Raw genomic sequence first — 26,014 nt, 5'->3', positions numbered from 1 at the left:
TCCTTTGTCCCTCCTCTAGCGGTATTTAATGCGCGGGTCAATGTAAGCATACAGAAGGTCGACCAAGAGATTGATCAGTACGAAAATCGTAGCGATCACCAAGATGCCGGACTGGATCACCGGATAATCCCGGTTTCCGATGGCTGTGAAAATGTAGCGGCCGACGCCGGGCCAGCCAAAAATCGTTTCGGTCAGCACCGCTCCCCCCAGGAGCAAGCCTGTTTGCAGACCAATCACCGTCAACACGGGAATCATTGCATTTTTCAATGCATGCTTGTACACGACCCAGAACTGCGCCAAGCCTTTTGCCCGGGCTGTTCTGACGTAATCCGCACGCATCACTTCCAGCATGCTCGATCGGGTAATCCGGGCGATAATCGCCATCGGAATCGTTCCGAGAGCCACTCCGGGCAGGATCAAATGCTTGACCACTTCCCACAGCTGATCCCACTGTCCAGCCATAATCGTGTCCAGTATATAGAACTGCGTAATGGCCTCTACAGGATTACGCGAATTGTCGCGACCAACGGATGGCAGCCATTTCAGTTCTTGCGCAAAGAACCATTGCTCCATCAAACCTAGCCAAAAGATTGGCATTGAGACACCGATCAAGGCGATCAACATCGCACAGTAGTCAAACCAGGAGTTTTGCTTCCACGCAGACAAAATTCCTGCGTTCACTCCGATAATCACAGCGAAAAGCATGCTGACGATCGTCAGCTCGGTAGTAGCGGCCAAATACGGCCCGATTTCTTGCGTGATGCTTGCTCCGGAATGCAGGGAAACTCCCAAATCTCCGGTGATGATTTGCTTCAAATAGTCAAAGTATTGAATGTACCACGGATTGTTCAAGCCTAAAACTTCCCGTAAATCTTCAATCGCTTTCGGACTTGCTTTCTCTCCCAATATGGTCAGAGCCGGATCACCTGGGATGGCACGGATGATGGAAAATACGACGATGGACATGCCCAGTAGAACGGGGATGAGCATAAAAATTCTTCGGATGCTGTAGGATAGCAATGCCATCTCCTCGCTTTCCTTACAAAAAGATAATGGCTAGGTGCAAAAAGAAAGGGTAAGAAGAGGTTTTCTCCTCTTACCCTGCTTGGCTTTCACATTCCATCCGGTTTTACTGGAAGTCAACCTTTTCCAGACTCTCGGAGCCTTTTGGATGCGGCTTGTAGTTGATGATGTTCGCTTTGGCAGCCAATGCTGGCGTAGAGTGAGCCAGTGGCACCATCGGCACGTCTTTGAAGATCAGCTCTTGCACTTGCAGGTACAGCTTCTCGCGCTCTTCCTTGGTCGTAGCGGACTGAGCAGCCATCAAGAGCTTGTGCGCATCTTCATTTGCCCAGCGCGTACGGTTGTTTCCGCCGATGTTGTTTTTATCCAGCAAAGTCGCCAGGAAGTTGTCTGGGTCGCCGTTGTCGCCGGTCCAACCGAGCATGAACATTTCTTGCTCGCCTGCTTTTGTTTTTTCCAGGTAAGTCGCCCATTCCATCGTCACGATTTCAGCTTCTACGCCGATTTTTTTCAGGTCTTGCTGGATTGCCTCGGCAATTTTCACGCCATCAGGCATGTACGGACGAGCAACTGGCATTGCCCAGAACTTGATTTTGAAGCCGTTCGGGAAGCCTGCTTCGGTCAAAAGCTGCTTCGCTTTGTCAATGCTAAATTCACGATCCTTGATGTTGCCGTTGTGGCCCCAGATCGATGGTGGCATTGGGTTCACAGCCGGTTGGCCAAGTCCTGCAAAGAATGCTTCGATGATAGCTGGCTTGTTGATCGCGTATGCGAGTGCTTCACGAACTTTTGGATTGTCGAGTGGCTTTTTCTCCACGTTGAAACCGACGAAGCCGATGTTCATGGATGGACGCAGGATCAGTTGCAGATCCTTGTTGTCTTTTACCGTTTGCGCGTCATCCGGGTTCACACCGTCCATCATGTCGATTTCGCCAGAGGTCAGTGCTGTCAAGCGAGCTGTGTTTTCAGGAATAACCTTGAACACGAGTTTGTCGAGTTTAGGGAAACCAGCGTTCCAGTAGTCAGGGTTTTTCTCCAGCGTAATGGTGTCATTGCGCTTCCACTCTACGAACTTGAACGGCCCGGTTCCTACCGGATTTTCGTTGAATTTCTCAGGTCCCATATCCTGTACCGCTTTTGGCGAGGCAATCGCGAAGCAGGACATGCCCAGGTTTTGAATGAATGGCGCGAGCGGGCGGTTCAGGGTGAACTTCACCGTTTGCGCATCTACCGCTTCTACAGACTTGATGACATGGTTTTCGTCGCCTTTGTAGCCGCCGAACATGTCGTTGTAGTATTCGAAGCCTTCTTTGTTATGTTGCGGATGGCTCTTGTCGCTCCAGCGCTCGAAGTTCCATTTTACGGCTTCTGCATTAAAATCGGTGCCGTCATGGAATTTGACTCCACTGCGCAAATGGAAAGTGTACGTCAAGCCGTCCGGAGAAATTTCCCACTTTTCCGCCAGAGAAGGAACAACTTCTGTGCTTTCTTCGGCGTAACCTACCAGTGTATCGAACACGTTTTCCGTCACCTTGAACGATTCGCCATCGGTTTGAGCGATCGGGTCGAGACCGACTGTATCGCCGCCGCGGCCTACGATCAATTGCTTAGGCCCCGATTTGGCTGGCTCAGGTGCTGGAGTCGCTGCCGGAGTTTCTGTCTTTGGCTGTTCTGCCGGCGCTTGTGTCGTTTGAGAACCGCTGCATCCAGCAAGCAACATGCCCAGAGCCAACAGGCTGGTCATGGCTGCGGAGAGAACTCTCTTCTTCATGAAAACATCCCCCTCTTCTAAAATGAAAGCATGTTACATTAATCCATCATCATCCGTGTCGCTCCTGCCTCGCATCCCCCCTTTAAAAAGGCTTCCTTTTCATCAGGCGGTCATCCTCGTGTGCGGCTTTACTGTTTGTACAGATGACAGGCCACAAAATGTCCATCACCCACGTCCTGAAAAGCGGGACGAGTTGAGCGGCATTCTTCTGTCACGTGGGGGCAGCGAGTATGGAACGTACAGCCGCTCGGCGGATTCGCCGGGCTTGGCACGTCACCTTGCAAGATCACCCGTTCCCGTACATCATCCGGGTCCGGAGTCGGCACCGCAGACAATAGTGCTTTTGTATAAGGGTGGAGCGGGTTCGAGTAAAGCTGTCCGCTCGTCGTCAATTCGACAATTCGGCCGAGGTACATCACACCCACCCGATCGCTGATGTGACGCACCACGCTCAAATCATGGGCGATAAACAAGTAGGTGAGGCCCATTTCCTTTTGCAAATCTTGCATGAGATTGAGCACCTGCGACTGAATGGACACGTCAAGCGCGGACACAGGCTCATCCGCTACAATCAGCTTGGGGTTGAGCATGAGCGCTCTGGCGATGCCGATCCGCTGGCGTTGCCCGCCGCTGAACTGGTGCGGGTAGCGCCTCGCGTGGTAGCTGCTCAGCCCCACGACTTCCAGCATTTCCTGCACTCTTTTTTTGCGCTCGGAACTCGTCCCGATTTTATGTACGACAAGTGGCTCTTCCAGAATCTTCTCAATATTGTGACGAGGATTCAGAGAGGCGAACGGATCTTGAAACACGATCTGCATATCGCGCCGCATTTTGCGCATCTCATCTGTGGAAAGTGCTGTAACGTTGACACCGTCAAACGTGATTTCGCCTGCGGTAGGCTCAATCAGCCGAAGCAGCGAGCGTCCCGTCGTGGACTTGCCACAGCCGCTCTCTCCGACCAATCCGAGCGTCTCCCCGCGCTTGACGGCGAACGAGACATCATCGACGGCCTTCACCACACCTACTTCCCCGCCCAGGACGCCACCTGTGATGGGATAATACTTTTTCAAGTTTTTTACGACGAGTAGTTCTTCTGTCAACGGGCATGCTCCTTTCGGGTTATTCACTCAGCCAGCAGCGGGAAAAATGGTTGTCTCCTACCGCTTTGAGCTGCGGCATTTCGCTGCGGCAAAGGTCTGTCGCCTGATCACAACGAGGTGCAAAGCGGCATCCGACCGTGAGCGAGCCTGGGATCGGCACATTCCCCGGAATCGAGTAGAGCCTTTCCTGCGACTCTTCCAGCTTCGGCAAGGAATTGAGCAGCCCTTTTGTGTACGGATGTTTGGGCTTTTTCAAAATGGTGCGGACATCCCCTTCTTCGATGACATTGCCCGCGTACATGACGACAACTCTGTGGCACATTTCGGCAACCACGCCCAAGTCATGGGTGATGAGCAAAATCGCCGTCTGCGCTTCCCGGTTGAGCTGCCGCATCAAGTCGAGAATTTGCGCCTGAATCGTCACATCGAGAGCCGTCGTCGGCTCGTCCGCAATCAAAAGCTCCGGATTACAGGCCATAGCCATGGCAATCATGACACGCTGTCTCATCCCGCCGGAGAGCTGGTGCGGGTATTCATCGACAATCGCTTCGGCTCGCGGGATTCCCACTTTTTTCAACATGTCGATGGCGCGATCCCGCGACTGTTTTTTGCTAGCCTTTGTATGTAATCGAATGGCCTCGCCGATCTGATTCCCGATCGTGAAAACGGGGTTCAGAGATGTCATCGGCTCCTGGAAAATCATCGCGATTTCATTTCCGCGTATGTCTCTCATCCGCTTTTCATTGGCTGTTACGAGGTCTTCCCCTTTGAACTTGATTGTTCCCCCGACGATTTTTCCCGGCGGATTGGGCACCAGCTTCATGACAGACAGGGAAGTGACGCTTTTTCCACAGCCTGACTCGCCGACTATGCCCACTACTTCTCCTTTGTTAACCGTGATCGTCACGCCATCAACGGCAGGGATTTGGCCGCGGTCCGTGAAAAAGTGCGTTTGCAGGTTTTCAATTTGCAGGACAGGATCTGACACGTGGCTCACCTCTCTTACCGATATATTCAGTAGAAAAAGATCTATCAGTAGACATTATGCCATTAATACAATTTTTTGGCAACACAATAAATTCTAACTATTATATTTTTACTGACTATATAGAATATTCTCCTTCACCTTCTCCATTTCCTTCCAGAAAATGTTTTTGAAGCCCACATCTCAGACACAGTCTGCGTTATGCCGTTTGGGACATCTTGTCCGAGCCTGTCCATGCGCACAAAAAAAGCCCGTTTTGGCGGGCCTTTTGTCACTGGGGCTTTGTACACCCCTTCTTTTTGCGCGTAAACAAAATCTATGGCTCGAAAAAACTTCCTACCCAATCGACAAACATTTGCGCACCGTTTTTGATGCTGTCACCCAGTGTCAGTCCCACCCGGCTCACGTAATTGACCATTTTCTCCGGCCCGGCAGTCTGGACCTGCTTGCCCATCACCGCGATTTCCATCTGGCCTTGATCCACTTTTTTGATGTAAAAGGTTTGCGCCTTTTCTTCCGGCACACCGCTTACTTTGGATATGCCCCGCTCCGCCGTTTGCAGCCCAAGCACCACACCGATCAAAAGGACGACCAAAAGCCCCGTCAGCTTCACCGTCACGTTCATGCCCATCACCTCTTCGCAGGCTCTTGCGATTCCGTTTTGCTTACCTTCTCAGCCTGCAAGTAATAAGCGGCAAAAACATCGGCCAGCGCCTCCGCCGTATTCAGGCTTTCCTGCAACGTATTTCCCGTTCCACCTATTTCCATTAACATGCTTCCCGAAGAGATGGACTGATTATACTCGCCGTGATCGGTTTTTCCGCCTTTTTCCATCACTCCGCGTGACAGCTCAGGGTACATTTTCTCCATCAGATTGTGCAGGTCTGTCGCAAACGCTTCGTTCTTCTCGTAGCTTTTGTTGCGCTTGCCGATGACGAACATGACTCTTGCGTATGTTTTGCCTTTGATCGTTACGGTAGTAGTTTCGCGCGGAGCCGTGTCGCGGTGCAGGTCGAAAAAGTAGTGCAGCTCGCGATTTTTTTCCACGGCAGCCTTGACCACCTGCAACGATTGGGCGTATGACAGGGCGTAGTCCATTTTCTTGTTCAACAGTTGCTGGTAAATGTCGTCCTTGCTAACCTCCGAGCCGATCCCCCGCTCGTTCAGTTCTTCGCTCAGACGCTGGCTGACCAAAGAGATGTTTCGCGTAGGATGATCGACAGCCGTTCCTACAGGCTTTGTCTCACTAAACCACGACTCGCGGTTGTGCGAATTGTAGACGAACACGATTTTCTTGCCGCCTGTCGACACCGGCTTTGCTACCGGAGCCGGAGCGGGCTTCTCTTCTTCCTGCTTCGCCGCTTCTTGTGTCGCTGGCTCTACAACCGGAACGAGCTGGGAAGTATCCGCCACTCGCGTTGGGTACTCTACGTAAAAATCAGCCAACGACGCACCTTTTCCCTGAACGACAAAGCGGGCGTCTTCTGTCGTTACCATCCCCGGCAGCTCTCTGCCAAGCAGACTGCGCAAATCTCCGGGTTGAATGTTCGTCGCGAGCTGAAAAAGAAAGCCCGTCACGCTGTTGGATCTGGCATCGCCCGAAGCTTGCACGGTGGCAGACAACGCTGGAATCTCCTGCCCCATCCAGTTGAGTATCGCCAGGCTCGATATATGCGAAGCCGCCTGCTGGATGGCGGAGGAGGTGATTGCGAGGCGATTTCCTCCCAGCGAAAACACACCCGTCATGACGAACAAAAAAGCGGTTATGAATGAAAGAACAGCGAATTGGCGTTGGACTAGGGTCGCCATCAGTCTCACTCCTCTGGCTGTAGCATGGACAAGCACGCATGCTTTCTTTCACGCTTGTCTATGCTTTAGCCTATGAGCCTCATAGAGACGATAGAACCCTTTTCTAGCTCAACTCTCCCAATCTAGTTATTTTCATCCTTCAGCCGTCTAGTGAGTGTAGGCGGCGCTATTATCTTCATTCACAGCCTGATGCAGAGATCGATTCAAGCCTGTGGCAATCACATTGGCAACTCCTTCAATGAAGTCATCCACTTCTTTGGGCGTGACGACCAAATCTTGCCCCAGCGGCCGCAGCACTTCGTGGATCAGTTGCCGCTTTTCTTCTTCCGGAAGCGATCCGACCAGCCCCATGAACGTCTTGCGTGATTCCATATCAGGCAAATCATCCTCCGTATACGGTTCCTTGCGTTCGGGAACGGTACTCAGCGACAGCTTGTTGAACGCTCGCTTGCTCTCGACCATGGATTGTCCAAAATGCCCGAGCAAATACGTAATCGCGTCGTTGACGATGGTAGAAGCAAAAACAACGGTCGGCACTCCGACCGCAATGACCGGAATCCCGAGAGTAGCCTGATCAATCGATTTTCGCTTGTTGCCCACGCCTGAGCCGGGGTGTATGCCCGTGTCGGATACTTGAATCGTCGTGTTTACGCGATGCAGAGCGCGAGAGGCCAGCGCATCGATACAGATGACGAAGTCCGGCTTGCTTTTTTCTACGACCCCAAACACGATCTCGCTCGTCTCGATCCCGGTAATGCCCAAAACACCCGGCGACAGGGCACTGACCTCGCGATAGCCTTCACCCACTGTTTCCGGCGCCAGCTTGTACAAGTGGCGTGTAACGAGCAGATTTTCCACCACCATCGGGCCGAGCGCGTCCGGGGTCACATTCCAGTTGCCGAGCCCCACGACGAGCGCTTTCTTGTCTTTCGTGATCCCCATCTGTTCCAGAAAAGCGGCAAACTCCATCGCGAATCGCTTCGCCACTTGCTCTTCTATGGAAGTATCGTTGTCGCGCAGCTTTGGTACTTCCATCGTCAAATAGCGCCCCGGCAGCTTGCCGATTTGCTTGCCTGCCGCTTCGGTCTGCACGTGCAGTCGCGTCACTTTGATATTCGGCTCACTGTCGTCTGCTTGCAGCCAAATGCCTTCGATGTTGCTTTCGTTTTGCTGCTGGGCCAGCTCGTGAGCCTCCACCGCCAGATCGGTTCGAATCGAGTAGCCTGACAAATCAATGTTGTGCGCCATGTTCCATCGACTCCCTTCACGAAGTAAAAACGGCCATGACCGTTTTCTTCCTGCTACTAGGTTGCTTGAATCCTTTATTTTTATTCCGAATCCTTTCTTGCAAATGGTGTTGGCGCATGCTAGAATTACTTTGTTGTATGACTGTATGTCTATGGTCGTCTAAGGAGGTGACACACATGCCAAACATTAAATCCGCGATTAAACGCACCAAAACAATCGAAAAGCGCCGCGCACACCGTGCTTCTCAAAAGTCTGATCTGCGCACTTCCATCAAGAGCTTTGAGAAAGCTGTCGCCGCTTCTGATGTAGCATTGGCGAAATCCACTCTTCTGGTGGCTGTGAAAAAGCTGGACAAGGCCGCTTCGAAAGGTCTCATTCATAAAAACGCAGCAAACCGTCAAAAGTCTCGTTTGATGAAAAAGCTCAACGTTCTGAGCGCTCCTGTAGCGTAAGAGACCAGCCGAAAAAACCCCGCGAACAATTTGTTCATGGGGTTTTTTTATTGGCTGATTGACCCTAGGCACTACCCGGTCGTCCGCTGCCGCTCTGCATGCGCCCGCGCAACAAACAGCTCCAGGGCAAGCCGCTTGTCCACTTGTCCGGACTTCATGCGAAAATCTTCTTCCGCCAAAATGTGCAGCAGCTTTTTCAAGGAATCCTCGGAAAAATGCCGCGCCTGCTCTATCGCTTTTTTCACCGCATACGGATGCATCTTGATCATCCCGGCCATTTGCTGTTGCGAGTAACCGCGCGGTGCCAATTGCTTGACATGCAACAGCATGCGGAACTGTCTGGCCAGCAAGGCAATCAGCTTGATCGGCTCCTCGCCCGTCTTCATGCAGTCGTACATCATGCGCAATGCCCTGTCCAGCTTGCCTGACGCTACTTGCTCAATCAGCCCGAACACGTCCTGCTCCAGCGTCCGTGCGCCAAGCATTTCGATTATCTCATCCGTAATGCTTCCCCCGACGCCTACATACAAGGCCAGCTTCTCCACTTCCTTGTCCAGAAGCCGCAATTCTTGCCCTACGCGTTCCACCAGCTTCATCGCCTGCTGACGTCCGATTTTGGCCTGATACTTGTCCGCTTGCCGTTCCACCCAACCGTACAAGTCAGCATCTTTCAGCAACGGAAACGGAATGACTTTTGCTTTTTGTTGCAGCGTTTTGACGAGCTTTTTCCGTTCGTCCAGCTTCTCTGACTCCGTATGTAAAATCAAGGTCGTATACGGAGGCGGATTTTGCAGATACCCCAGCAAGGCATCCGGATCGCTTTCCACTTTCGTCTGCGGCTTGCTCCCCGTCAAAAAATAAGCCTGTCTGGCGATAACCAGCCGATGCTCGCCCAAAAACGGCAACGTCTCCGCGTCTTGCAAAATGTCTGTCAGCCCCGTCTCCGTGCAATCGTATACGCTCATGTTCAGATCGCGAAACTGCGGATCAATCATCTGATTTTTCGCCAGTGTCAAAAATTCTTCGGCCAGAAATGCCTCCGGGCCATACAACACATAGACCGGCGAAAATTGCTTTTGCCTGATTTCCCGAATCGCCGAGAGGAGTGGCATGCCTGTTCCCTCCCTTTCCTTGCTCTTTCCTGCGTAATTATAGCACAAAACGCTCACCGTGGTTTGCTGTTCGTTGCTCCAGGCACAATCAATCGGCCGCCTGCTTTTTGCGAGCCTGCAACCGCGTTCATCGGTGCAGCAGATGGCGAACCAGCCGCAAGCAGCGATTTTGAACAGAAAAAAACCGCTACCTGTTCGGTCGGCAGCGGTTTTTCCATCCGTTGGCACCTCTATGTAAACGTTCAGGGAAAAGCCCCGGGATTCCTCCTCCCCAAACGGTAAGCAGGGGGTGCTTGATAATGTACTTTACGCACGAATCCCCTTAGTGGTGCCAGTCCCGTTTGAAAAACCACGTTTGCATGTGCAAAGCAGGAGAGACCTTTTTATCAATCGTCGTTCTCTTTATTGCTCTCCCGCTCTTCCTGCTTGTTGTCTTTCTTGTTGTCTTTCTCCTCGTCCTTGTCCCCGTCATCTTTTTCACGCGCAGACTTGTTGTCATCTTCGTCCGATTTCTCTTCCAGTCCAACCGGGAATGACGGTGGCTTATCCTCTGTCACTACTACAGGCTTTGGAACATTTGCGGGCGCTTTATTTGGCGGAGTCGCATTAGCAGCAGGCGGCTTGGCAGGTGGCTTATACTCGGTCTTTGCTGGTGGCTTGTGTGTTTGTTTCTTCGGTGGCGCCTTTTCGGACTTCTTCTCCTCTTCCTTTTTATTCAATGGAGATGGATTAGTGCTTGGAGTAGGAGCTTCCGGGCCGTAAACAACCGGATCTTTCGTCACGACAGGCGGTGTGCTGTCCGCACCATTTTGAAACGCATCCGGCTGCAGCGGCTTTTCTTCACTCCCCGAAAACAGCACGCCAACCAGCAAGCAGGCAGCGACTGCCGTACTGCCAATACCAGCCAGCCACACTTTCACTCGCTTCCACTTTTTCGATTCCGCCAGGGAAGACGACTTGCGCTTAACTTCGAGAGTAGGCAAGGATTCCTCTAGCACAGCAGATTGCACAACCGCAGGCTTCGCTGCGGCGGATTCCAGACGCGGCAGAATCGAATCTACAATGCTGATTGAGGGTACGACAGGGGGCAACTGCTCTAGCTTTTGCGACACAGTTTTCAGACGGTTGTACATAAGTTGCAGGTCAGCATCTTTTTGGATGAGGTTGCGCAGCACTTGCTGTTCTTGCACTGACAAATCCCCATCCAGATCCCGCTGCATGCATTCCCAAATTTCTTCGTTGGTCATCAACCGATCCCCCCTTTCTGGTAGTCGTACAACAGTTCCTGCAACTGTTGCCTAGCCCGAAACAAATACGATTTTACCGTGTTAAGCGGCAAATCCAATGCTTCCGCGATTTCCTGGTAAGACAAGTCTTCCAGATAGCGGAGAACTACTACCATCCTGTACTGCCTAGGCAGTTTTCCGATGGCTTCCTGGATGTCGTTTGACAGTCCGGTGAGAAGGATTTCATCTTCTACGTTGTTTCGATCAGGTATGATCAGCTCGTGTTCGTCGATTGAGACCGTTTCCTTCTTCGCGCGAAATTTATCCATACAGACGTTGCTGACGATGCGTTGTACCCAGGTCGAAAACTTCGCCTTTTCCTGATAAGTGTCCAATTTTCGATAAATGCGTATGAGCACTTCCTGAGCCGCATCGAGCGCGTCCTGTTCATTTCCCAGAATGTAATAAGCGCTTCGGTAAACGGAGGTCTCAATGGATCGAAGCAGCTCGACAAGCGCATCATGATCCCCGGTTTGCGCCAGCCTGATCAATTCTGCTTCCTGCATAATCTCCTCTCCCCCCTACAGACGGGTCGCTCATATAAAAGGTTGCAACCATGTTATGTATCCAATTGTTGGGTCTTCCAAATCAGTCCCGCAGACGAGATAATCAGCGTAACCGCCCCTTGCTGATCCGTTCGGTAAACGGCAGCACCGCAGCTTTCCAGACGATGCAGTACCTCGCTCGCAGGATGTCCGTACCGATTGTTCACGCCAACCGAAATGACCGCTGCCTCGGGAGAAACAGCTGCCAGCAGTTCGTCGGTACTGGAGCTTTTGCTGCCGTGATGGGCGACTTTCAAAACGTCGACGGGCGTCAAGCCGTTTTGCACAAGGACCGCCTCTCCGTCCTTTTCCACATCTCCCGTAAATAAGACCGTTTTGTTGTATGCCGTCAGCTGAAGCACGACGGACGCATCATTGCCGCGAAGAGTCGTTTTTCCAGGATGAAGCCATTTCCATTCGATTTCCGGCCCATCCGACCACACCTGACCAGGGGTGCCAGTCGTAATGGGAACGCCTTTTTGCTGGAACATCTGGAGAATCTCCGTCTCTTTCTCCTCCGGTGTTGCAGCATTCACCATCACTTCTCCAAAAGAAAAGCGGGGCACCAGCGCTTTCATTCCACCGATATGGTCCCAATCGCCATGCGTCATGATGACACGGTCAATTTTCTCAATCCCGCGCGACATCAGAAACGGGAGGACGACGTCTTTGCCCACTTCAAACGGGTCGCGCTTTTCCATCCATGGCTCCGCTGCCGGATGGCGCATTGTCCCACCCGCATCCATTAAGTATACCTTCTGATTGCCAATTTCGACAACGATGGAATCCCCTTGCCCGACATCCAGGAACGTGATTCGCACTTCATCGCTGCCTGCGAACGGTTGTCTCGCCGCCGCCAAAAGCCCGAGAAATAAGGCCAAACAGAGCACGACGTCGCGTTTCCGATGAAAACCGAGCTTCCACAAACTGGGCATGCTCCCGAGAAAACAGGCATACAGGAGGAGCCACCACCATTCCGGATGCGGCCAGTAGGTAAATGGAATCAGCCACTGATCCATAGCCAGGAGCGGTTCGTGTACCCAGCTGAGCAAATGGGTAGCCACCCAGACAGGGAGCGTCGCCAGCGCCGGGTGAAGCAAATCAAGCACGATCGCCGCATATCCGAGCGGCAAGACAGAAAAAGACAGCACAGGCGTCACAATCAGATTGACCAGCCAGGAAAGCGGAGAAAACTGGTGGAAATGGTACAGCAGAAACGGAAAAGAGACGAGCTGGGCGGAAACCGTCACAGCCACAAGTGTTCTGATCCACGCAGGCACGCGGACAGCTACTTGCTGGCTGTACGGCACAAACAAAATAAGCCCCAGTGTAACGGCAAAAGACAGTTGGAAGCCGACATGCCACAACTGATACGGATTCGTGGCGAGCATGCCGAGGAGCGCGCCTGCCCAAACCTCTTTTCCATCCAGTCTTTTTCCCACGACCTGACAGACAAGGCCCACTCCTCCCATCAAGCCGGCTCGCACAGCGGAAGCACTGGCGCCAACGAGCAGTACGTAACCCACAAGCAGCAAGACCGTCGCACATAAGCCCCAGCGACGGCTGACGCCCGCTTTTTCCAGCGTCCACAAAAACATCGAGGTCACCAGTGTCACATGCAAGCCGGATATGGCGAGAATATGGCTCAGGCCCAAATTGGTGTACATGGACGCAAGCTGGGGCGTCACCTCCTGACTGACCCCAAGCAGCAACGACTTCATGTATCCCGCCGTTTCTTGATCGGGAAACAAGCGGTCAATCCGGCTCGCTCCCGCCTCCTGCCACTCCTGAAAGCTCCCCCATACGCTTGCCACCGCTTCTGTGCGCACCTCGCCAAATGATGTGTCGCCTGTGACGTGTACCCCTTGCCAATGCAAATAGCGGGCATAGTCAAAAGCATGCGGGTTACGCGCCCCACTCGGCAAAGCCAGCCGGACAAAGGCCGTCAGCTGGCTGCCCGTCCGCCACTTTTCAATCGCAGCTGCTTCCTCAGCCGTACCTAATTGGACGCGAAGAACTATTTTTTCGTTACTGGCAAGCGGTCGCAACCGCTCTTTTTCCTCCCCCCATTCGCTGATGGTGGCAAAAAAACGGGCAGCATCGCCGTCCCGCTTGACGACAGAAGCAATCTCTCCACGAACCCAGACAGCCGCTTGCTGTTCAGCTGATGCTTTCAGCGTGGACGCATGGAGAATCTCGTACCCATAAAAATAGAGACCTGCTAGAATAGAGAGGAAGCAGTAAAAAGCGAGCCGCCTTCGGTAGACAAGCGAAGAAAACGCCAGGACTGCTGCCCATGCGCCGAGAACGCCCGCCATCCAAAAGGGCTGGACGTAGGCAGCCAGGAGAAAACCGCTCATTACGGCCAGACTAGCGTTCCAAAGTGACATAGTCTCTCCCTCCGTTCTTTGTCGAACTGTTCTTTTCTTTAGGAGAGTATATCCCTTGGCGTGCGGACAAAAATAGAAGAGACGAGAGTCCTTTTTCCTTAGGCTGTACGACTGTTTTGCGTACAGTCCCAGGCATTCAGAAGAGATTGCGCCAGCTTGCGATACGTGATAGAGTTAGCAGGAGCAATCCAGTGAGAGGAAGAGTCATTTCATATGTGTGGAATCGTAACACTCTACAACAAGCGGCAAATGCCAGTTAGGCAAGAAGCGATCAGCGCGATGACCGGTATCATCCTGCACCGTGGTCCAGACGACGATGGTTTTCATCTCGAAGACAACATCGCCCTGGGCTTTCGTCGTTTAAGCATCATTGACGTGGAAGGCGGGCATCAACCGCTGTTTAACGAAACACGTGACATCTGGATTATTGGCAACGGTGAAGTGTACAACTACAAGGAATTGCAACAATGGTTAAAAGACATCGGTCACGTTTTCCATACCGATTCTGATATTGAAACCATCCTGCACCTCTACGAGGAGGTAGGAACAGAAGCACCTAAACATTTGCGCGGCATGTTCGGCTTTACCATTTACGACTCCCGCAAAAAACGGTTGTTCGGCGCACGCGACCACTTCGGGATCAAGCCGCTCTACTACGTGGAGACGCAAGATTCCATCGGGGTCGCCAGCGAAATCAAAAGCTTGCTGGAGATTCCTGGCTTTACGCGCGAAGTAAACCACAACGGTTTTTATCATTACTTGACTTTCCAATACGTGCCTGATCCGGAAACGATGTATCAAGGCATCTATCGCATCCCGCCAGCGCATTCGTTCATCGTCGAAAACGACCAGATCAAGCTGGAACGCTACTGGGACGTGGAGTTCAAGCCGGATGAGAGCAAGCCGTTCTCCTATTTCGTCGAAGGAACCCGCGATGTGATGATGGAGTCGATCGACAAGCACCGGATTAGCGAAGTGCCGCGCGGAGCTTTCCTCTCCAGCGGCGTCGATTCCAGCAGTATCGTCGCCATGCTGCGCACCTTTGAGCCGGTGAAAACTTTTTCCGTCGGATCAGACATCCCTGGCTACAGCGAGCTTGATTTCGCCAAGCGCACGGCTGGCTTTTTGGGAACCGAGCACTTCGAGCGGGTAATCAACGCCCAGCAATACATGGACGAATTACCGCGTCTCATCTGGCATCAGGATGAGCCGGTGGCAGACCCTTCTGCGATCTTGCTCTACTTCGTTGCGCAAATGGCAAGCGAGCACGTCACCGTCGTCTTGTCTGGCGAAGGTGCCGACGAATTTTTTGGCGGGTACAACATCTACAGAGAACCTAGCTCTCTCAAAATGTTTTCCGGCATGCCGGGCTGGATGCGCCAGTCCATCGGCTACATGGCCCATCGCCTGCCTGATCAGGTAAAAGGGAAAAACTTCCTCATCCGCGGTTCGAAAACGGTTGAGCAACGCTTTTTCGGAAACGCCCTGATCTTCAGCGAAGAGATGAAAAGACGCGTCGTGATGGACGACATCGCACGCTCTGAATCGTACGTTTCGCCGTTTACGATCACCGAAGACATTTACAAGCGCGCCTCCCAGTACGATGATGTAACGAAAATGCAGTATCTGGACATTCACACTTGGCTGCGCGGAAACATTTTGATGAAAGCCGACAAAATGACGATGGCCAACTCCCTGGAGCTGCGCGTTCCGTTCATCGATCTGAAAGTGTTCGAATTTGCTGCGACCATTCCAACGAAGTACAAGATCGCCAACGGCACGACCAAACACGTTCTGCGCGAGGCGATGAAAGACTTCTTGCCGCAGGAAATCAAATCGAAGAAGAAACTGGGCTTCCCGGTTCCGACGCGCCATTGGCTGAAAAACGAGTTTTACAAATGGGCCAAAGAGATCATTTTCGAATCGAAGGTCGACAATTTGATCAACAAGGCTTACGTGCTCTACATGCTTGACGAGCATCGCGAAGGCAATGCCGACTACAGCCGCAAAATCTGGACGATTCTCGTCTTCATGCTGTGGCACCAGATTTTCATCGAGCAAAAATATACGTTTGATCCGTATGTCAGTCCAAACGTAGACATTCGCCGCAAAAAAAATTCCTTGCAGCACATCGGTTAACTTAACTGGCAAGGAGCGAGTGAAAAAAATTTGCAGACCCTCTCTTACTTTTCGTAGATTGTGACTAGAGCGATTTCACAATCACGCGCGGGGTAAGGGAGGGTCTTTTGTCATGCTTCTCGATTGGTGGGAACGTTATCGCCGTCTCATTCTGATCGTTGCGGCCATCGCTTTTTTGGCGCTCAGCTTTTGGCTTTATCAGCGAGACAACCGCGAAGGGACGGTTGGCGTGCCGATCGCTGCGTCTGCCTATGCGCAGGGCGCAGCGGAGCCGAAAGCGCCATCCGTTGCCACCGCGCCAGCGGAGCAAAGAGCCGCACCTGACGCGTCGGTGCCTGCTTCGGCTTCCAGGCAGCTTGCAGCCGGGGCGGCACAAGAGCAAGCTGCTCCGTCTCTTTACGTCGACGTGAAAGGAAAAGTGAAAAAACCGGGGCTGTATCGCTTTGCGCCTGGCAAGCGGGTCGCAGATGCGATCGAAGAGGCTGGCGGAGCGCTTCCACAGGCAGACCTCGATCAAATCAATCTGGCTCAGCCACTCGCTGACGGCACGGCCTTGATCATTCCGGCAAAAGGCAGCAGCGGCACTTCTCCCCTGCCCGGCGTAGGCTTGCCCTCCCCCGCTTCTGTCCAGGTGGGCGGGAATGGTGCTCCTAGCGCGGGGAGCAGCAAGCAACCAGGCAAAACGGTCAATCTCAACTCGGCCACAGTCCAGGAGCTGATGACGTTGCCTGGGATCGGCGAGTCGCGGGCAGCAGCGATCCTGGAATACCGCACGCAAGTCGGTCGTTTTCGCTCGGTCGACGAGTTGAAAAAGGTATCGGGGATCGGGGCCAAGATGTTCGAAAAGATCAAAGACCACATCGTTGCGCAATAAACGATCATCCGGTCATGATTGGCAAAATTGCCACATAGAATGGGAAAAGAATATCGGAGGGAGGTATGCCCATGGATAAAATCGGGTTCATTGGTACGGGCAGCATGGGCAGTATCTTAATTGAAGCATTGCTGTCCGCCAAAGCGCTGTCTCCCAGCCAAATGATCATCACCAATCGCACAATCGAAAAAGCCGAACAGCTCGCAAAGCGGCTTGGCGGGCTGGCGGTCGCTCATAGCAACGCAGACTTGGCCAGAGAAGCCAACATCATCGTGTTGTGCGTCAAGCCGCTGGAATACAGCGAGTTGCTTGCCCAACTCGCCCCTGTTTTGACGGAGGTACATCTGTTCATCACCATTACCAGCCCGATCAAACTGGAGCATTTGGAATCGAAAGTGCCATGCGCCATCGCCCGGGTCGTGCCCAGCATTACCAATGCCGCACAAAGCGGAGTCAGTCTATGCGAGTTCGGGTCGCGCGTTAGCGAGGAGCAACGTCATTACATCCGCAATCTTTTCGCCCACATCAGTACCCCGGTCGAAATCAGCGAACCGTTTTTGCGCATCACTTCGGACATCGCCAGTTGCGGCCCTGCTTTTCTCAGCTACATTTTGCAGCAGATGATTCAAGATGCCGTGGAGGAGACAAACATTTCTCCAGAGGCTGCTACGTATTTGACCTCGCAGATGCTGATCGGCGTGGCTGACTTGCTTCGGGAAGAAAAATTTACCCTCCCTTCCTTGCAGCAACGGGTCTGCGTCCCGGGAGGCATCACCGGAGAAGGTTTGATTCCTTTGCAAAGTAAGTTTCCAGGCATTTTCAGAGAAGTATTCCAGCGCACACGAGCGAAATTTTCCGAGGATCAGGAACTGCTTGACCGTTACTTGAATGAGCAGCCGCAGTAGCTTGCATATGTGCTGATCGTTGCACAGGTCGATAAAAGATCGCGTGACGGGTACGCTTGACCAGGCGCGTGATAGGCTGCGTGACAGTACGCTTGATCAGGCGCCGCGTGACAGGCTTGCTTGCCGGACCCGCACGCAGATAATCAAAAAGGAGTGGGACGCCTGTCGATGCAGGCTCCACTCCTTTTTTTCCGTTTGGATTATCATGCTCCCTCTTCTAACCAGCAGTGATTGCTAAAGACAGAAGTAGCAAGCAAATAATCTTGTATGGTTGTTCACTCGAATCGCTTAGCGAACGACGATGTTGACCAGTTTGCCAGGAACGGCAATGATTTTGACGATCGTTTTGCCATCGATCAGTTCTTTGATCAAGTCGTTGTTAAGCGCCAGCTCTTCCATTTGTTCCTTGGTCGAATCGGAAGCGATCAGCAACTTCTCTTTGTTCTTGCCGTTGATCTGGATGACGATTTCCACTTCGTCCTCCACCAGCTTCGACTCATCGTAAGTTGGCCATGCTTCGTAGGAGATCGTTTCTTTGTGTCCGAGCTTCTCCCACAGTTCTTCACCCAGGTGCGGAGCGATTGGCGACAACATTTTTACGAAGTCTTCCATGTACGATTTCGGCAGAACGTCTGCTTTGTACGCTTCGTTCACGAATACCATCAGTTGGGAGATACCTGTGTTGAAACGCAGGCCCTCGTAGTCTTCGGTTACTTTTTTCACGGTTTGATGGTAAACGCGCTCCATGCTCGTCGCTTTTTTCGTATCGACGATTTTCTCGTTCAGCTGGCCGTTGTCTTGCACGAACAGGCGGTATACGCGGTCCAGGAAGCGGCGCGCACCATCGAGGCCTTTTGTCGACCAGGCGATGGAAGCATCCAGCGGCCCCATGAACATCTCGTACAGGCGGAGCGTATCGGCGCCGTGGCTGTGTACGATATCGTCAGGGTTGACGACGTTGCCTTTGGATTTGCTCATTTTTTCGTTGTTTTCGCCGAGGATCATTCCTTGGTTAAACAGCTTTTGGAATGGCTCCTTGGTAGGTACGACGCCGATGTCGTACAGGAATTTGTGCCAGAAACGGGAGTACAGCAAGTGCAGTACCGCGTGCTCTGCTCCACCGATGTAGATGTCGACTGGCAGCCATTCTTTCAGCTTTTCCGGATCAGCCATGGCTTGATCGTTGTGCGGATCGATAAAGCGCAGGAAGTACCAGCAGCTGCCCGCCCATTGCGGCATCGTGTTGGTTTCGCGGCGCGCTTTCATGCCTGTTTCCGGATCGACGGTGTTCAGCCAGTCGGTAATGTTGGCAAGCGGCGATTCGCCCGTGCCGGATGGCTTGATTTCTTTTGTTTTTGGCAGCATGATCGGCAGTTCGGATGCTGGAACAGCTTTCATCGTGCCATCTTCGAGGTGCAAAATCGGAATCGGCTCACCCCAGTAGCGTTGACGGCTGAACAGCCAGTCGCGCAGACGGTAGGTCACTTTGCGATTTCCTTTGCCTTCGGCTTCCAGCCATTCGATCATTTTGTTGATCGCCTGCTCTTTGTTCAGACCGTCGAGCATGCCGGAATTGATATGCTCTCCGTCGCCTGTGTATGCTTCTTTGGAAATGTCTCCGCCCGCGATTACTGCTTTGATCGGCAGGTCGAATGTTTTTGCAAATTCATAGTCGCGCTCGTCGTGTGCAGGTACCGCCATGATCGAGCCGGTTCCATAGCTGATCAGCACGTAGTCTGCGATCCAGATCGGCAGGCGCTCGCCGTTTACCGGATTGATAGCGTATGCCCCGGTGAATACCCCTGTCTTTTCTTTTGCCAGGTCTGTACGTTCCAGATCGCTTTTGTGTTTGGCTTGCTCCAAATAAGCTTCTACGGCTGCTTTTTGCTCTGGGCTGGTAATCTGCTCAACCAGTTTGTGTTCTGGAGCGAGTACCGCGTAAGTAGCGCCGTAGAGCGTGTCCGGGCGCGTCGTGAAGACGGTAAAGCTTTGATCGTGTCCGTCGACGGCAAAAGTAACTTCTGCCCCTTCGGAGCGGCCAATCCAGTTGCGCTGCATTTCCTTGATGCTCTCCGGCCAATCCAGCTCTTCCAGGTCTTGCAGCAGTCTTTCCGCATAGGCCGTAATTTTCAGCACCCATTGCTTCATTGGACGGCGCTCGACTGGATGTCCGCCGCGCTCGCTCTTGCCATCGATGACTTCTTCGTTTGCCAGCACCGTTCCCAGTGCAGGGCACCAGTTTACAGCTACTTCGTCAATGTACGCCAAGCCGTGCTCATACAGCTTCGTGAAAATCCACTGGGTCCATTTGTAGTAGTGCGGGTCAGTCGTGTTGATCTCTCTGTCCCAATCGTAGGAGAAGCCCAAAGACTTGATTTGGCGGCGGAACGTGTTGATATTTTTTTCCGTGAACTCCGCAGGGTCATTGCCTGTGTCGAGCGCGTATTGCTCAGCAGGCAGACCAAACGCATCCCACCCCATTGGGTGAAGCACGTTGTAGCCTTGCATCCGCTTCATGCGGGACAAAATATCGGTAGCCGTATAGCCTTCCGGGTGTCCGACGTGCAGCCCTGCACCGGAAGGGTACGGGAACATATCGAGAGCGTAAAACTTTTGCTTGCCTGGGTCTTCTGATGTTTTAAAGGTTTTGTTTTGCTCCCAGTATTGTTGCCATTTTTTTTCGACTTCACGATGACTGAAAACCATGGTAGAGCACTCCCATCTTGAAATAGGTAAAAAAGTAGAAAACTTGGCTATGCCAAGCTGTTGCCAACATCATGATCCAAACTGCCTTTCGGCCATATAAAGAAAACCTCACGCCCCAATCGCTTGAACGAAAGGGACGAGAGGTTTGTTTATACTCCCGCGGTACCACCCACATTGGCGAATGCAAAGCATCCACCCACTTAAATCCGTAACGGGGATGAGCCGCCCACCCTTACACAACCATCCAAAAATGGCCTTCAAGGCGAGTGCTGAGAGGCGAGTTCGGACGATCCCGGGTTGACTTGCACCTGCCGTCAACTCTCTGTATGCTCGCGGGGCATATTCCTACTATTCCTCTTAAACGCGTCGAAATTTGCAGTTATAACGCCATTATAGTCAATTGGAACCAACCATGTCAAACTTTATGGCTTGCGTGCGGAAAAAAACAGGCGCTCGCTCGCTTCCTGCGGTGGCAAGTCCGAATAGTCTGCCGTAATGACGATGTCCGTGAACCCGGCCTCCGCGAGCCAGCGCATCAGTTGCACAGGCTGGTAAGCTCTTTGCCAGTGCTCCTCCTCCATCCGCTCGTACAAGCCGTTTGGCTGGCGGATGAAAAAGGTCAGCTGATGCTCTACTTCCAGGCGAAGCGGGTCGCAGAAACATTGCCAAATGTACGAAACCTCGTCGTCGACGTAGGTGAACGTCTCGTCTCCGAAAACGTGCAGCATCTTGTACGGACTGTGCACATCAAACAAGAAGCTTCCCCCTGGAGCAAGATGAGCGAACACGCGTCGGAACGTCTCCTGCACGTCCGCCTCTTCCGTCAGGTAGCTGAGAGAGTCGCACAAGGAAATGACCGCATCGGCTTCCGGCAAGGAAAGCTCGCGCATATCTTGTTCCACCCACGCTACCTCTACTTGCTCCTGACGCATTTTATCGTAGGCAATCGCCAGCATTTCGGCTGAGAGGTCGACACCTGTGACACGATAGCCCCGCTTCGCCAGCGGAATGGCGATCGTCCCTGTCCCGCAGCCGAGATCGATAATCCGCTTGGGTGCGCTGCCTTTTTGCCAGCTACGCTCAATCCAGTCGAGCCACTGATCGTAGGGGGTGTCTGCCATCAACGCATCGTAGACGGCGGCCATGTGTGCGTAGGCCATCTTTATTACCCTTGCACAGCGAAGGAAACCTCTTCTGCATCCTTCCACAGGCGCTCCAGGTTGTAAAACTCGCGATCTTCCCGGTGGAAGACGTGAATGACGATATCTCCCAGGTCAACCAGCACCCAGCGACCTTCGTCTGCCCCTTCAATCCCGCGAACATCATAGCCGTTTTTATGGGCCTGGTCGCGAATCTCGCGCACGATTGCCTGTACTTGGCGCTCGTTGTTTCCGTGGCAAATCATGAAGTAATCTGCAATGACGGACAGCTTGCTGATGTCCAGCACCTTGAGATTTTCTGCCTTTTTGTCATCGGCTGCCTTCACTACCAAGCGAGCCAACTCTTCTACTGTTTTAACCATCAAAACCCTCCTTCTCTCCCTTTGCGGGATACCAAATCGTTATAGGCAATCAGCGTCAACGGATAAACCGTTTTCTGCTTTTCTATCAAAAACTGAATGGTGCCGCCCAAAGCTAGTGCCAAGGCTTGATCCAAATTCTTTTCAGCCAGCGCGCGAATCTCGTCGACACCAGGAAAAATGCGGTTCGGTTCTATATAGTCTGCCACACAAACGACTTTTTCTAACAGGGACATCCCCGCTCGCCCCGTCGTGTGGTAGCGAACGGCTTGCAAAATATCCGTATCTGTCACACCGAGATCCGTCTGGATGACGATCGCCCCGGCAAAAGCGTGCCACAGCTCTTTTTCCCCTTCCAGAAGCTCTGTCGGCATATCGTGGCGAACGAGAATTTCGAACATTTTCTCCACGGGCCAGCATTTGCAGTAGTCGTGCAACAGCCCTGCAAGCTCCGCTTTGTCCGGGTCAGCCCCGTAGCGAACGGCAAGGTTGCGAGCTGACTGGGCGACTCCGAGCGTGTGGTTGAAGCGCTTTTCATGCATTTGCGCCCGAATGCGGGCAAGCAGTTCTTCCCGATTAGTCAAGAGTTTCATAGAATCGGTTCTCCTTTATATAGCGCTCCACAGCAGCTGGCACCAAGTAGCGGATGCTTTTGCCCGCAGCCGCCTTTTCGCGGATCAACGTGGAAGAGATGTCCCAAACCGGCATCTCCACAAACGTGACGTACTCGCTTGCCTCCCGATCCAGCTCGGTGCCCGGCCGGGCGAGTCCTATAAAGCGTACCATGCGAAGCAGCTCTTGGAACTGGTACCATTTGGGCAAGATTTTGACCATGTCTCCCCCAATAATAAAAGAAAACTGACAATCAGGGAACTGCTGTGTTAGCTGAACCATTGTGTCGTAGGTGTAGGAGGGGCCTTCTCTTCTCAGCTCGATATCCGTGACGCGAAAAGCCTCGTGATCGGCCACAGCCATCTGAACCATGTTCAGGCGATGCTCTGCCAATGTCAGACTGTCCCTCTGTTTGTGCGGAGGAATGTGCGTCGGCATGAACCAGATTTCATCAAGCCCGGCCTGTTCCCTGGCTTGTTCTGCTGCCAGCAAATGACCGCAGTGGATCGGATCGAATGTCCCGCCCATCATCCCTACTTTTTTGACGGCATGCTTCATGGCGGTAGTCCTTATGGTTACGGCAGCTTGATGGTCTTGTGCTCCCGGGACTCTTTGTACAAGACAACCGTATGGCCGATCAGCTGTACCAGCTCGGCACCCGCACCTGCTGCCAAATCTTCTGCTACCTCATGTTTGTCATCGCTGTTGTTTTGCAAGATCGCTACTTTGATCAATTCGCGCACTTCCAGCGCCTCTTTGATCTGGGTGATCATATTTTCATTCACGCCCCCTTTTCCTACTTGGAAAATCGGGGTGAGATGGTGTGCTTCTGCGCGCAAAAAGCGCTTTTGCTTGCCGGTCAACATCGGCATGCCTCCTTTTAGTTCCTGCAATCAAGATTGATCAGGTTGTTTTCGTCAGTTGCTGCAAGACAATCTCACGCATGACATCTGTCGGTGCGTCTGTACCCGTCCACAGCTCAAATGCCAGTGCCCCCTGGTTTACGAACATCCCGACGCCGGAGTGGACAGTCGCGCCGATTTCTTTCGCTTCACGCAACAGGCGCGTCTCCAGCGGGTTGTAGATCAGATCGCTGACAGTCAGGCCGGGATGGAGCCATTCTGCTGGCACAGGGGTTTCCTGCACGTTTGGCAGCATGCCGATGGAAGTCGTATTGATTAACAGGGATGAGTCTGCGATGGCGTCTTTGCCTTCCCCTTGCTCCACGATCCGCGTCGGGACGATTGTTCCCACATGCTCTGCCAGTACAGCCGCTCTTTCCCGCGAGCGGTTGATGATGCGAATTTCCTTGACGCCTTTTTCCGCCAAAGTAAACGCAACAGCACGGGCAGCTCCGCCCGCGCCCATCATCGTAACAATTTGTTTGTCCAGCACGATCCCCGTCTCCGCTACAAGCGAGCGGACGTAGCCCATGCCGTCCGTATTGTAACCGATCAGCCTGCCATCCTTGCTTACGACCGTATTGACCGCGCCGATGCGCTTCGCCAGCGGATCGATTTCATCGAGCATCGGCATGATCGCCACCTTGTGGGGAATCGTCACGTTAATCCCGCGCAAGCCCAATGCGCGAATCCCCGCTACCGCGTCCGCCAAGTCTTCCGGGTCTACGTCAAACGCCGCATAAGCGAATCCAAGTCCGGTCTCGGAAAAAGCAGCATTGTGCATCATCGGAGATTGGGAATGGGAAACCGGATGTCCGAACAGGCCAACCAACTGCGTTTTGCTTGTAATCATGGAGCATTTCCTCCCCCGTAGCTTCTCTCTCTAGCATATGGCACGAAAAAGGGAGCGCCATACGCGGATACTTGTTGGACTGGCTAGATCAGCCCGCGGCGCATGCCCACGCTTACTCCTTTTGGCGCGTGAACCACGACGTTCGCTTCGTACTTGCCTTGAATGGTCACCCAGCCCAGCCCGGAGATGACGATATCCGTAGACATTTGCGATTGGGTCACCTTGAAGGAATGCTTGACGAACGGCGGGAGCGCTTTTGCCGCTTCTTCTCCTGTCGGAGGCACCAGCAGCGTGCCGTGATGCTTTTCCATCACTTCGTCCGCTTTTTCCAGCTTCGTGCGATGAATGTACAGGTCGTTGTCTACATAAACGACAAACGGCTGTTTAGATCCACGCACAAAGTCGATGCGTGCCAAGCCGCCGAGAAACAGAGTTTGTCCAGCTTCGAGCTGGTATACTTTGGAGTTGATCCGGCTTTTCGGAGTGATTTTGCGCAAATCGGCTGGCGACACCATATGTCCAATCTGATCGCGGTTGATGATGCCCGGCGTATCGTAAATGGAGCGGCCGTCTTCCAGCGGAATTTCGATTTTATCGAGCGTCGTGCCAGGGAACGGCGATGTCGTGATCTCCAGCTCTGCGGCTCCGTAATCGTGCAGGATGCGGTTGATCATCGTCGATTTGCCGACATTGGTCACTCCGACGATGTACACGTCGCGCCCTTTGCGCAGCTCCCCGATCCGATTCAACAGTTCGTCGATATGCAGTCCTTTTTGCGCGCTGATCAGCACGATGTCTTCCGGGCGCAAGCCGCGCTCTTTTGCTTCATGCTGCATCCAGTTGCGCACGCGGTTCAGGTTGATGTTTTTCGGCAGCAAGTCCACTTTGTTGCCCACGAGCAAAATCGGGTTTTTCCCGACAAAGCGCGGCAGCCCTCTGAGCCAGGAGCCTTGAAAGTCAAAAATATCGACGACCATGACGACCAGCGATTGCGTAGAGCCGATGCCATCCAAAATTTTCAGGAAGTCGTCGTCACCCATTCCTACCGGAGCGACTTCATTGTAATGCTTGATGCGATAGCAGCGCTGACAGATGACGACCTTGCGCCCCAATGCCGACTCCGGCGCATAGCCGGGCTTTTTCGCATCCTCTGTCTGAATCGCGATCCCACATCCGGCACAAGAGCCGAGTGTTTGTTCCGTCATGCTTTTCTCCTCCACGAAACCATTCCTTTCCTTTCCATCCAGCTTAAAGCCACGCGCTCCATCTGACGGTTAAAGCGCGTCCAGAAACCGTCCGTCTGGGCCACAGGCACGACCAGGATCGTATGAAACCCCAGTCGATTTCCCCCCAGCACATCAGTAAACAATTGATCGCCAATCACGACAGTCTCGGCGATGGTCACGTTCATTTGCCGAACTGCCTGCAAAAAGGCACGGTTGGTCGGCTTTTTCGCCGCACAAATAAAACCGAGATCGAGTGGTGCACAGAAGCGGTGTACGCGCTCCTTGTTGTTGTTGGACACAACGGTGACCTGAATGCCTGCTTCCTGCATCCGGGCCAGCCAGTCGATTACCTCCGGAGTAGCCTCCGGCCTGTCCCACTCCACCAACGTATTGTCCAGGTCTGTTATCACCGCACGGATTTTATTTCGTTTCAATTGATCTATATCAATGTGATGGATTGACTCTACGAACTGACTGGGCATCAGCTTGTTTAAAAACACGGGGCACCTCCAAATGATGTGCAGCCATTAACCGCGATTTCGGCACCTACTATACCA

Annotated in this window: 25 protein-coding genes and 1 other annotated feature; of the genes, 4 read left to right on the top strand and 21 right to left on the bottom strand. The window is 52.9% G+C overall.

From position 1 onward, the window contains the following. Positions 1 to 15: 15 nt before the first annotated feature. The 7 genes from HP435_RS10430 to gpr form a co-directional block, all read right to left on the bottom strand. Entirely contained in the window at positions 16 to 1,026 is a 1,011-nt protein-coding gene (locus HP435_RS10430; RefSeq protein ID WP_122964117.1) for an ABC transporter permease, read from the bottom strand. 103 nt (positions 1,027 to 1,129) lie between these two features. Continuing rightward, positions 1,130 to 2,794 carry an ABC transporter substrate-binding protein gene (locus HP435_RS10425; RefSeq protein WP_122964118.1) on the bottom strand — a complete coding sequence of 555 codons (1,665 nt, stop codon included), beginning with the start codon at positions 2,792 to 2,794 and terminating at the stop codon, positions 1,130 to 1,132. Between the two features lie 128 nt (positions 2,795 to 2,922). Next, complete coding sequence (locus HP435_RS10420; protein WP_122964119.1) at positions 2,923 to 3,894, bottom strand: ABC transporter ATP-binding protein; 972 nt, start codon at positions 3,892 to 3,894, stop codon at positions 2,923 to 2,925. 19 nt (positions 3,895 to 3,913) lie between these two features. Then, on the bottom strand, positions 3,914 to 4,882 hold the full coding sequence (locus tag HP435_RS10415; RefSeq protein ID WP_122964120.1) for an ABC transporter ATP-binding protein: 969 nt from the start codon (positions 4,880 to 4,882) through the stop codon (positions 3,914 to 3,916). A 313-nt stretch (positions 4,883 to 5,195) separates the two neighbouring features. Continuing rightward, on the bottom strand, positions 5,196 to 5,504 hold the full coding sequence (locus HP435_RS10410; RefSeq protein ID WP_063231364.1) for a DUF3679 domain-containing protein: 309 nt from the start codon (positions 5,502 to 5,504) through the stop codon (positions 5,196 to 5,198). 5 nt (positions 5,505 to 5,509) lie between these two features. Continuing rightward, entirely contained in the window at positions 5,510 to 6,688 is a 1,179-nt protein-coding gene (locus tag HP435_RS10405) for a stage II sporulation protein P (RefSeq protein ID WP_122964121.1), read from the bottom strand. A 147-nt stretch (positions 6,689 to 6,835) separates the two neighbouring features. After that, entirely contained in the window at positions 6,836 to 7,936 is a 1,101-nt protein-coding gene (gene gpr / locus HP435_RS10400) for a GPR endopeptidase (RefSeq protein ID WP_122964122.1), read from the bottom strand. A gap of 176 nt (positions 7,937 to 8,112) precedes the next feature. Here gpr and rpsT point away from each other — a divergent pair, with 176 nt between their 5' ends. Continuing rightward, positions 8,113 to 8,388, top strand: a complete 276-nt coding sequence (gene rpsT / locus HP435_RS10395; RefSeq protein ID WP_005833151.1) for a 30S ribosomal protein S20 — start codon at positions 8,113 to 8,115, stop codon at positions 8,386 to 8,388. Between the two features lie 71 nt (positions 8,389 to 8,459). On the opposite strand, the gene holA is transcribed toward rpsT, so the two are convergent. The 5 genes from holA to HP435_RS10370 all read right to left on the bottom strand — a co-directional run bounded on the left by holA (position 8,460) and on the right by HP435_RS10370 (position 13,721). Then, positions 8,460 to 9,500: a DNA polymerase III subunit delta gene (gene holA, locus HP435_RS10390; protein ID WP_122964123.1), complete on the bottom strand. Its 1,041-nt coding sequence runs from the start codon at positions 9,498 to 9,500 to the stop codon at positions 8,460 to 8,462. 53 nt (positions 9,501 to 9,553) lie between these two features. Continuing rightward, on the bottom strand, positions 9,554 to 9,718 hold the full coding sequence (locus HP435_RS10385; RefSeq protein ID WP_167470281.1) for a hypothetical protein: 165 nt from the start codon (positions 9,716 to 9,718) through the stop codon (positions 9,554 to 9,556). Between the two features lie 168 nt (positions 9,719 to 9,886). Beyond that, complete coding sequence (locus HP435_RS10380; RefSeq protein WP_122964124.1) at positions 9,887 to 10,747, bottom strand: hypothetical protein; 861 nt, start codon at positions 10,745 to 10,747, stop codon at positions 9,887 to 9,889. Continuing rightward, positions 10,747 to 11,292, bottom strand: coding sequence for an RNA polymerase sigma factor (locus tag HP435_RS10375; RefSeq protein ID WP_063231360.1), 546 nt, complete (start codon positions 11,290 to 11,292; stop codon positions 10,747 to 10,749). The genes HP435_RS10380 and HP435_RS10375 overlap by 1 nt, the downstream gene beginning before the upstream one ends. 53 nt (positions 11,293 to 11,345) lie before the next feature. After that, a complete protein-coding gene (locus HP435_RS10370) occupies positions 11,346 to 13,721 on the bottom strand; it encodes a DNA internalization-related competence protein ComEC/Rec2 (RefSeq protein ID WP_173598591.1) in 2,376 nt (791 codons plus the stop codon). A gap of 213 nt (positions 13,722 to 13,934) precedes the next feature. Between HP435_RS10370 and asnB the strand changes: the two genes are divergently transcribed. From asnB to comER, 3 genes are all read left to right on the top strand, one after another. After that, positions 13,935 to 15,860 (top strand): asparagine synthase (glutamine-hydrolyzing), encoded by a 1,926-nt coding sequence (asnB, locus tag HP435_RS10365; RefSeq protein ID WP_122964126.1) that lies wholly within the window; start codon positions 13,935 to 13,937, stop codon positions 15,858 to 15,860. A gap of 112 nt (positions 15,861 to 15,972) precedes the next feature. Further along, the gene (locus HP435_RS10360) at positions 15,973 to 16,734 is read left to right on the top strand and encodes a helix-hairpin-helix domain-containing protein (protein WP_173598592.1); all 762 of its coding nucleotides are present in this window, start codon (positions 15,973 to 15,975) and stop codon (positions 16,732 to 16,734) included. 71 nt (positions 16,735 to 16,805) lie between these two features. Beyond that, positions 16,806 to 17,639 carry a late competence protein ComER gene (gene comER, locus HP435_RS10355; RefSeq protein WP_173598593.1) on the top strand — a complete coding sequence of 278 codons (834 nt, stop codon included), beginning with the start codon at positions 16,806 to 16,808 and terminating at the stop codon, positions 17,637 to 17,639. Positions 17,640 to 17,927: 288 nt separating this feature from the next. On the opposite strand, the gene leuS is transcribed toward comER, so the two are convergent. The 9 genes from leuS to HP435_RS10310 form a co-directional block, all read right to left on the bottom strand. After that, positions 17,928 to 20,345, bottom strand: coding sequence for a leucine--tRNA ligase (gene leuS, locus HP435_RS10350; protein WP_173598594.1), 2,418 nt, complete (start codon positions 20,343 to 20,345; stop codon positions 17,928 to 17,930). Between the two features lie 129 nt (positions 20,346 to 20,474). Further along, positions 20,475 to 20,716: a binding site (T-box leader), on the bottom strand. 51 nt (positions 20,717 to 20,767) lie between these two features. Continuing rightward, a complete protein-coding gene (locus tag HP435_RS10345; RefSeq protein WP_173598595.1) occupies positions 20,768 to 21,505 on the bottom strand; it encodes a class I SAM-dependent DNA methyltransferase in 738 nt (245 codons plus the stop codon). 5 nt (positions 21,506 to 21,510) lie between these two features. Beyond that, complete coding sequence (gene rsfS, locus HP435_RS10340; RefSeq protein ID WP_063231353.1) at positions 21,511 to 21,867, bottom strand: ribosome silencing factor; 357 nt, start codon at positions 21,865 to 21,867, stop codon at positions 21,511 to 21,513. Next, positions 21,867 to 22,457, bottom strand: coding sequence for a bis(5'-nucleosyl)-tetraphosphatase (symmetrical) YqeK (yqeK, locus tag HP435_RS10335; RefSeq protein WP_122964131.1), 591 nt, complete (start codon positions 22,455 to 22,457; stop codon positions 21,867 to 21,869). The genes rsfS and yqeK overlap by 1 nt, the downstream gene beginning before the upstream one ends. Further along, positions 22,441 to 23,034, bottom strand: a complete 594-nt coding sequence (locus HP435_RS10330) for a nicotinate-nucleotide adenylyltransferase (RefSeq protein ID WP_122964132.1) — start codon at positions 23,032 to 23,034, stop codon at positions 22,441 to 22,443. Before HP435_RS10330 ends, yqeK begins: the two co-directional genes overlap by 17 nt. A 17-nt stretch (positions 23,035 to 23,051) precedes the next feature. After that, the gene (gene yhbY, locus HP435_RS10325) at positions 23,052 to 23,342 is read right to left on the bottom strand and encodes a ribosome assembly RNA-binding protein YhbY (RefSeq protein WP_122964133.1); all 291 of its coding nucleotides are present in this window, start codon (positions 23,340 to 23,342) and stop codon (positions 23,052 to 23,054) included. 37 nt (positions 23,343 to 23,379) lie between these two features. Beyond that, positions 23,380 to 24,231 carry a shikimate dehydrogenase gene (locus HP435_RS10320; protein ID WP_122964134.1) on the bottom strand — a complete coding sequence of 284 codons (852 nt, stop codon included), beginning with the start codon at positions 24,229 to 24,231 and terminating at the stop codon, positions 23,380 to 23,382. An 83-nt stretch (positions 24,232 to 24,314) separates the two neighbouring features. Continuing rightward, positions 24,315 to 25,436: a ribosome biogenesis GTPase YqeH gene (yqeH, locus tag HP435_RS10315; RefSeq protein ID WP_122964135.1), complete on the bottom strand. Its 1,122-nt coding sequence runs from the start codon at positions 25,434 to 25,436 to the stop codon at positions 24,315 to 24,317. Further along, on the bottom strand, positions 25,433 to 25,957 hold the full coding sequence (locus HP435_RS10310; RefSeq protein ID WP_122964136.1) for a YqeG family HAD IIIA-type phosphatase: 525 nt from the start codon (positions 25,955 to 25,957) through the stop codon (positions 25,433 to 25,435). The genes yqeH and HP435_RS10310 overlap by 4 nt, the downstream gene beginning before the upstream one ends. Between the last annotated feature and the right edge of the window lie 57 nt (positions 25,958 to 26,014).

This window comes from Brevibacillus sp. HD3.3A, from assembly GCF_013284375.2.
GTDB classification, from domain to species: domain Bacteria; phylum Bacillota; class Bacilli; order Brevibacillales; family Brevibacillaceae; genus Brevibacillus; species Brevibacillus parabrevis.
This window is presented reverse-complemented; position numbering and strand designations above follow the sequence as displayed.

Excerpts from the sequence above, each read along its gene's own strand:
- gpr (WP_122964122.1), bottom strand. The coding sequence starts at position 7,936 with ATGGCGCACAACATTGATTTGTCAGGCTACTCGATTCGAACCGATCTG.
- HP435_RS10370 (WP_173598591.1), bottom strand. The coding sequence starts at position 13,721 with ATGTCACTTTGGAACGCTAGTCTGGCCGTAATGAGCGGTTTTCTCCTG.
- HP435_RS10425 (WP_122964118.1), bottom strand. The coding sequence starts at position 2,794 with ATGAAGAAGAGAGTTCTCTCCGCAGCCATGACCAGCCTGTTGGCTCTG.
- rpsT (WP_005833151.1), top strand. The coding sequence starts at position 8,113 with ATGCCAAACATTAAATCCGCGATTAAACGCACCAAAACAATCGAAAAG.
- holA (WP_122964123.1), bottom strand. The coding sequence starts at position 9,500 with ATGCCACTCCTCTCGGCGATTCGGGAAATCAGGCAAAAGCAATTTTCG.
- HP435_RS10385 (WP_167470281.1), bottom strand. The coding sequence starts at position 9,718 with ATGGAAAAACCGCTGCCGACCGAACAGGTAGCGGTTTTTTTCTGTTCA.
- HP435_RS10405 (WP_122964121.1), bottom strand. The coding sequence starts at position 6,688 with ATGGCGACCCTAGTCCAACGCCAATTCGCTGTTCTTTCATTCATAACC.
- HP435_RS10430 (WP_122964117.1), bottom strand. The coding sequence starts at position 1,026 with ATGGCATTGCTATCCTACAGCATCCGAAGAATTTTTATGCTCATCCCC.
- comER (WP_173598593.1), top strand. The coding sequence starts at position 16,806 with ATGGATAAAATCGGGTTCATTGGTACGGGCAGCATGGGCAGTATCTTA.
- HP435_RS10360 (WP_173598592.1), top strand. The coding sequence starts at position 15,973 with ATGCTTCTCGATTGGTGGGAACGTTATCGCCGTCTCATTCTGATCGTT.
- yqeK (WP_122964131.1), bottom strand. The coding sequence starts at position 22,457 with ATGAAACTCTTGACTAATCGGGAAGAACTGCTTGCCCGCATTCGGGCG.
- HP435_RS10410 (WP_063231364.1), bottom strand. The coding sequence starts at position 5,504 with ATGAACGTGACGGTGAAGCTGACGGGGCTTTTGGTCGTCCTTTTGATC.
- HP435_RS10330 (WP_122964132.1), bottom strand. The coding sequence starts at position 23,034 with ATGAAGCATGCCGTCAAAAAAGTAGGGATGATGGGCGGGACATTCGAT.
- yhbY (WP_122964133.1), bottom strand. The coding sequence starts at position 23,342 with ATGTTGACCGGCAAGCAAAAGCGCTTTTTGCGCGCAGAAGCACACCAT.
- HP435_RS10380 (WP_122964124.1), bottom strand. The coding sequence starts at position 10,747 with ATGACCAACGAAGAAATTTGGGAATGCATGCAGCGGGATCTGGATGGG.
- HP435_RS10345 (WP_173598595.1), bottom strand. The coding sequence starts at position 21,505 with ATGGCCTACGCACACATGGCCGCCGTCTACGATGCGTTGATGGCAGAC.
- leuS (WP_173598594.1), bottom strand. The coding sequence starts at position 20,345 with ATGGTTTTCAGTCATCGTGAAGTCGAAAAAAAATGGCAACAATACTGG.
- HP435_RS10375 (WP_063231360.1), bottom strand. The coding sequence starts at position 11,292 with ATGCAGGAAGCAGAATTGATCAGGCTGGCGCAAACCGGGGATCATGAT.
- HP435_RS10320 (WP_122964134.1), bottom strand. The coding sequence starts at position 24,231 with ATGATTACAAGCAAAACGCAGTTGGTTGGCCTGTTCGGACATCCGGTT.
- asnB (WP_122964126.1), top strand. The coding sequence starts at position 13,935 with ATGTGTGGAATCGTAACACTCTACAACAAGCGGCAAATGCCAGTTAGG.
- rsfS (WP_063231353.1), bottom strand. The coding sequence starts at position 21,867 with ATGGTTAAAACAGTAGAAGAGTTGGCTCGCTTGGTAGTGAAGGCAGCC.
- yqeH (WP_122964135.1), bottom strand. The coding sequence starts at position 25,436 with ATGACGGAACAAACACTCGGCTCTTGTGCCGGATGTGGGATCGCGATT.